Annotated in this window: 6 protein-coding genes and 2 pseudogenes; 1 reads left to right on the forward strand and 7 read right to left on the reverse strand. The window is 37.3% G+C overall.

Translation table 11 applies throughout. From position 1 onward, the window contains the following. Positions 1-336, forward strand: a pseudogene (locus ACIFOT_RS31740) (tyrosine-type recombinase/integrase); the annotation flags it as partial. Between the two features lie 92 nt (positions 337-428). Here the strand turns inward: ACIFOT_RS31740 and ACIFOT_RS31745 are convergent. The 7 genes and pseudogenes from ACIFOT_RS31745 to ACIFOT_RS31775 all read right to left on the reverse strand — a co-directional run bounded on the left by ACIFOT_RS31745 (position 429) and on the right by ACIFOT_RS31775 (position 4,591). Continuing rightward, on the reverse strand, positions 429-830 hold the full coding sequence (locus tag ACIFOT_RS31745; RefSeq protein ID WP_430072834.1) for a hypothetical protein: 402 nt from the start codon (positions 828-830) through the stop codon (positions 429-431). Positions 831-923: 93 nt separating this feature from the next. Next, on the reverse strand, positions 924-1,265 hold the full coding sequence (locus ACIFOT_RS31750) for a hypothetical protein (RefSeq protein WP_430072837.1): 342 nt from the start codon (positions 1,263-1,265) through the stop codon (positions 924-926). A 176-nt stretch (positions 1,266-1,441) separates the two neighbouring features. Then, positions 1,442-1,780 carry a hypothetical protein gene (locus ACIFOT_RS31755; protein ID WP_430072840.1) on the reverse strand — a complete coding sequence of 113 codons (339 nt, stop codon included), beginning with the start codon at positions 1,778-1,780 and terminating at the stop codon, positions 1,442-1,444. 79 nt (positions 1,781-1,859) lie between these two features. After that, positions 1,860-2,366 (reverse strand): hypothetical protein, encoded by a 507-nt coding sequence (locus ACIFOT_RS31760; protein WP_430072842.1) that lies wholly within the window; start codon positions 2,364-2,366, stop codon positions 1,860-1,862. 189 nt (positions 2,367-2,555) lie between these two features. Beyond that, positions 2,556-3,188: a VOC family protein gene (locus tag ACIFOT_RS31765; RefSeq protein ID WP_430072845.1), complete on the reverse strand. Its 633-nt coding sequence runs from the start codon at positions 3,186-3,188 to the stop codon at positions 2,556-2,558. A gap of 297 nt (positions 3,189-3,485) precedes the next feature. Continuing rightward, on the reverse strand, positions 3,486-3,893 hold the full coding sequence (locus ACIFOT_RS31770) for a DUF4304 domain-containing protein (protein WP_430072847.1): 408 nt from the start codon (positions 3,891-3,893) through the stop codon (positions 3,486-3,488). A gap of 144 nt (positions 3,894-4,037) precedes the next feature. After that, a pseudogene (locus ACIFOT_RS31775) lies at positions 4,038-4,591 on the reverse strand (GNAT family N-acetyltransferase). Positions 4,592-4,759: the final 168 nt, after the last annotated feature.

Below are 4,759 nucleotides of genomic sequence, written 5' to 3' on the forward strand. Positions count from 1 at the left end.
GTGTATTTTAACATCCGCTGCGAAATTTAGCTTAAACGATACCTTGATCAACGCCAGGATGGCGATGCAGCCATTTTTGTTACAGAACGGTATCCTCATCGAATGAGCATTGCCCAGATGAGATATATCATAAAACGAATTTCGAATCGGGCACGGATCAATAAATCGATTCATCCGCACCAACTAAGGCACAGTTATGCCACCCATATGCTGAATAATGGTGCACCTCTAGAAGTTATCCAGAGCTTACTAGGTCATGAGAAAAGTGAGACTACAAGGATATATGCACAGTTAAGTGGGAGTTTAAGGCGAGAGCTTTATTGCAAGTATTTTTAAATTGAACTCATAAAGCAATGCATTAAAAAGAATTGCTCTTCTTTAATTCTCGTGCCCGATAGTTAAATAACAACCTCAAGGTAAGCAGGTCACTAGAATTTAACAAATGTCGTTATACTTCTTTTTGAGGCAATAGTGCGTTTAGAAAGCTCTTCTTTCCATTTATTTGAGTCTAATTGGTATTCACCGTATTGATCTTGGTAAGTTTTTTTCAGGAGATTAATCGTTCTAGCCTCTTCTGGATGATTTTGTGATAGGGGGTAACCATGACGGCCTTCTTCAAATATATACTGTTCTACAACGTCCCCTATTTCCATAAACGAATCCAAAAATGTAATAAATTCGATGTCATCACCTTCAAGTTCATAAACATAAGGGAGTGTAAACGGTAAACTTTCTTTATATGCTTCGCCATTTAGAAATGCATAGTTATTTTCACTAGAATGATGTTCAGGAATTTGCCTTAATGTAGCAATAAAATAATGAGATGTCATCGCAAAAATTCCTTTCAGTAAAAAGCAATATTTTCCTTAAGCACCCGTTACTTTAAGTATAATTCTTCACAATCTTAATTCACTTTAGATTAACTAATCATTTAAATCATACTTAAATATAGGGTTTATACACTCCAAAATGGATACTATTGCATTATTGTATCCAGACATTTTTTCTATCTCTGTTTCATCTGTAAATTCTTCTTTTTCAAACTGTACCGCAAGTGTGTTTATGATATTTAGATACTTGTTTACAAATTCGTTCTCGTCCATAACTTTAACATCCACCAGCATTTCATTATAAGCTTGAAGTTCGCCTTCATCATTATATTGAAACTCCATTTTATCAAATATGGTATTTGTATTAGTAAAATGTATTTTCCTTTCAATAATATCAACTAGTGAAAATTGAATCATTTTCTTGTTTTCAATCATATCTAACACCTACTTTTTATATAAAAGTTAAGGTATTTATTCTCCATTGTTTTAACAATACCTTCTTAAGCTAACCTTCCTCGTTAAAAAGGAGATCGCCGCAGCCATCCCAATCTTTAACGCTTGCTACCCGTTAGCTGTATATGGTGAAAACCGAGTCTAAGAAGAAAAATTCCCTAATCTCCAAAAGCGTATATGTGTTTCTTTTGTTTTATCGCATCTTCACATAGTTCTTTTAATTCTTGGGCAAAAGTCCTTATTTCTTTTTCTTTCTCACCAGTCAAATTGTAATTATTAATTAAGGCTTCACATATTACTAATAAATCTGGAATCTTATCTCTATATATTATTGTTTTCCGATAAGGGTCAAGATTCATAAGAAGTTTAAAGTCATTACCATAGCCCTTTTCTATTTTAATTAAGTAAACGTGTATTCTTTCGTTAAAATGAACATATTTTTCTGCCTTTGATGCTTCTTTATCGGTTACTCCAATTGAAAAATCTATTCCACACATAGCTATCACATCCTAAAACCTAATAACAGTAATTATTATTATAATTTCTTATTCAACTGCCCTTTTGTTGAATAACCGATTATTCACTATGTATTTCAAAACAAAAATAACCAAAAGGCAAATCCCCTTCTTTTAAATCCATTTCTGATTTTGCAATTGCCATCATTTTAGGAAGGATTTCAGTTAAGGATTTTTTGTATTTTTTAAGTGCCTCTTGAAAAGAAACCACATCGGTATTTTTACATAAAGGATATAGTATTGCCCCTAATCTCAAATCATTAAGTGTTCTTGGGGTATCGACAGAGTTAGAACAATCTAAGATATGTATTCCTTGAATCTGTTCATCGAACACATCTCTACATTCAATATAAAACATAAAATCCTCAAACCCGATTTGCATATCCAATTTTTCGTTTTTATAAAATGGTGTAATTCTTATGTAATCCGTGGTTGAATTTGAATTAATGATCTCATCTAAAATACCATTTAACCCCGAAATCGTCGGGTAATATCTGTACTTTCCGTTGTAGTAAACGGTGTTATTATAAATAATCTCGTTAATTTTTCCTTCACCTTTCCTTGGCATTTCTTCCCCCCCTTTTTTTAATATTCTGTACATATTTTACTTGTTGAACTAAACTGCTTACGTAAGTGCAACAAGAAAAAGGATCGCCGCAGCAACCCTCTTAAACTCAAGCACCCGTTAGCATCGTCGACCGGACGGTGGCCTCTATTCCAGGTTACCGACGATTGAGGCGCGCTGGGATAACTCGATTCAATTCCCATCGGGATCGCGTACCATGGAGATGCGTGCAGTGGTCCCGAGTGTTACGGGCGCAAGTGCCTCGCGACCACCCTTGGCGAGCACCGCAGCATGCTCGTCGTCCACCTTGAAGACCTGGAACGTGATGTAGCGCCAGCCCGGACCCTGAATATCAGCGTCGGTCGGAGCTTCGGGACTTTCTTCCAGAAGGATCAGGCTTTCGCCGGCGCGGAAAGCTCCAGGTCGTTCCTCCGCGAGACCCAGCGCTTCGCCGTAGAAGTGGCGGTGAGCATCGAGATCGCGCACCGCCATCCGGATGCCGATCTGGTTCACACCCTCGAAGCCCGGCGGAACAAGCATCACCCGGTTGCCTTCCGGGTCAGCGAGTGATGTCGGTTCGGTGAGGCCGGCTCGCGCGATCACGAGCTCGCGGTAGCCGGTCGGGGGTTTGGCGGGTAGGGTTGTCTTGTGATAATTGATCTTCAGCACACTGCCCGCGATGTCGTGGCGGTGCTGGTATTGGCCTCGAATAACCGGCTGCACATGATCGAACTGCGCGTTCACCTCACCCTGCCAGAACGCAAGGAGGGGTTCGAGGTTGTTGGTCGATAGCCCGATGTCGATTCGCGGCTTGGCGAGTTGCATGGGTGCCTCCACCTCCATATAATAGAATTAAAAAAGATAGTATTCATAATTTTCTGACTTACTATGTTCTTTAGTTAAAATTATAAAAGCTGGTTAGCTTTAGAGCAACAGAATATTATTACACTTTCATATGTATAATGACTTACCTAGTTTTGGATTCTATGAGTTAATACTAAACTCTTCTTGAAGTAAACTGCCAGTTAGCTCAATAAAAACAGCCGCCAATATCGCAGCTGGTAATTTTCAATTCTTGCACCTTTAGTTGAAGAAGAACGGGTTACTTATGATTAGCAACCACTATTTGAAGCCTTTGATCTTAATTTTATCCCAATATTTTTCTGCTTCTGGGATACAATCCAAGACTTCATTTGCTATAACATCAAAAATATTTTCATTAGAATCAGGTGCATCATACCTAAACCATTCGCCACCATTAAGTCTCGGTCTGTTGTTTAAGTCGTGGGCAGTTACTTTATTCGGCGGAACTATCTTACCCCAATGGGTGGTAACTCCATCTGGAGGACAAACTGCCACTTCGATAACAAATCCCCCGCCATATCTGTCAAATTGAAACGTTAGAAGGTCAATTTTATTTTCTTTAATACGACGGAAATGTGGAAATGAACCTTTAAACCCGTTCTCTCTTAAGATTGGTATTACTATTTTCTTTAAAGAAGAAACCATATTATCTTTTTCAACTGACATTTTATAATATCCTCGATTCTAAAAAAATGAACTCTTTTCCGTATAGATTCTCCCAAATATGAACATATTCCTTCTTCAAGTAACTGCTTCGTTAGTCGAATAAGAAAAGCGATCCTTCGTTATTGAAGAATCGCACACATTACTTTAAGAAGACTGTTCCCATTCTCTTTTTAAAACACCCATTTTAATGGCATCAAAATATTTACCATCTACCATTCTTGCTTGTCTAATTCTGGCTTCCTCTTTCATTCCTAACTTTTCTGCCACTTTTATCATTCTTACATTTCCTGACCAAGTTGACATACCTAAACGATGTAATCCAGTCGTTTTGAATAAAAAATCTATCCAAAGATTATAAGCCTCCGTACCGTATCCACCGTTCCAGTAATTTTTATCATAAATAACGATACCAGTTTCTAACCAATTAGTGTTTTTATCTACCCAATAAGAACTTATTGTACCAATTACTTTATCTCCTACTAAGATAATTAGTGTTTTAGGAGTGTTGACTGAATTTCATAGTCGTTCGCCCAACTTTTTAGAAATTCTTCCTTTGTAATTCTAGGTTCAAGTAAATAGGGTCCATTCCATTTCTTCGCTGCTTGTTCCTTTTCTTCATATTTCCAATAATATAATTCATCAAGTTCTTGTTGAGTAGCCTCTTTCAAAACAATTTTTTGCCCAACAATATTAATCATAAAAACTTTGTTTCCTCCTAAGAATCTGTCTAGTTCATATATCAATTTTACCATAGAATCCAAACAGACTTCTTCAACTATCCTGCCCCGTTAGTTAAACAAGAAAAGGGACCGCCGCAGCAATCCCTTTCTTAAATTCAAGCACCCATTACTTTAAGTTATCATGAA

This window comes from Neobacillus sp. NRS-1170, from assembly GCF_050468025.1.

Coding starts and splice junctions, on each gene's coding strand:
- ACIFOT_RS31745 (WP_430072834.1), bottom strand. CDS start 830: ATGACATCTCATTATTTTATTGCTACATTAAGGCAAATTCCTGAACAT.
- ACIFOT_RS31750 (WP_430072837.1), bottom strand. CDS start 1,265: ATGATTGAAAACAAGAAAATGATTCAATTTTCACTAGTTGATATTATT.
- ACIFOT_RS31755 (WP_430072840.1), bottom strand. CDS start 1,780: ATGTGTGGAATAGATTTTTCAATTGGAGTAACCGATAAAGAAGCATCA.
- ACIFOT_RS31760 (WP_430072842.1), bottom strand. CDS start 2,366: ATGCCAAGGAAAGGTGAAGGAAAAATTAACGAGATTATTTATAATAAC.
- ACIFOT_RS31765 (WP_430072845.1), bottom strand. CDS start 3,188: ATGCAACTCGCCAAGCCGCGAATCGACATCGGGCTATCGACCAACAAC.
- ACIFOT_RS31770 (WP_430072847.1), bottom strand. CDS start 3,893: ATGTCAGTTGAAAAAGATAATATGGTTTCTTCTTTAAAGAAAATAGTA.